Raw genomic sequence first — 455 nt, 5'->3', positions numbered from 1 at the left:
CGTTACACCCTAAAATAAATCCCGCAAATTCTGTAAATCTGCTTGCCAATAGTGATGCGCGTAGATCATGCTTCCGATCTCGCATTCGGCCCGCGGTGGCCAGTCGCGGAGGGCAACACATGCCGAAGAAAACTGAAATCAAGACGAGTATCAAAGATCGAGACTTCTGCTCGGTCGTCGATGCGGTTGAGTACTCCACACTGAGCACATACACGATACGCGGCCTGATCCAGTCGAAGAAGATCGAGACGAAGAAGATCGGGCGCCGGTATTTGATCGTCGTTCCGAGCCTGCTGCGCTTCCTCAACGAGGGCGACGGCGGGACGGTGAAGGCGCACGCTGCGGCTTAACCCTCGCTCCGGCCATCGGGCGACGGCGTTCGAGGCTCTACCGACATCATGGCGTGACGGCGCGCCCGGAAGGGCAATGCGATGTATCGCGAAGAGGAACCCAAT

1 protein-coding gene is annotated in these 455 nt (G+C 57.4%); it reads left to right on the top strand.

The features are described 5' to 3' along the window. Nucleotides 1-119: 119 nt before the first annotated feature. Nucleotides 120-350, top strand: coding sequence for a hypothetical protein (locus ACU8YC_RS27330; protein WP_446896304.1), 231 nt, complete (start codon nucleotides 120-122; stop codon nucleotides 348-350). Nucleotides 351-455: the final 105 nt, after the last annotated feature.

This window comes from Citrobacter sp. VF227, assembly GCF_052950715.1.
Note: the sequence above shows the minus strand (reverse complement) of the source record. Positions and strands in the feature narration are given on the sequence as shown.

Excerpts from the sequence above, each read along its gene's own strand:
- ACU8YC_RS27330 (WP_446896304.1), top strand. The coding sequence starts at position 120 with ATGCCGAAGAAAACTGAAATCAAGACGAGTATCAAAGATCGAGACTTC.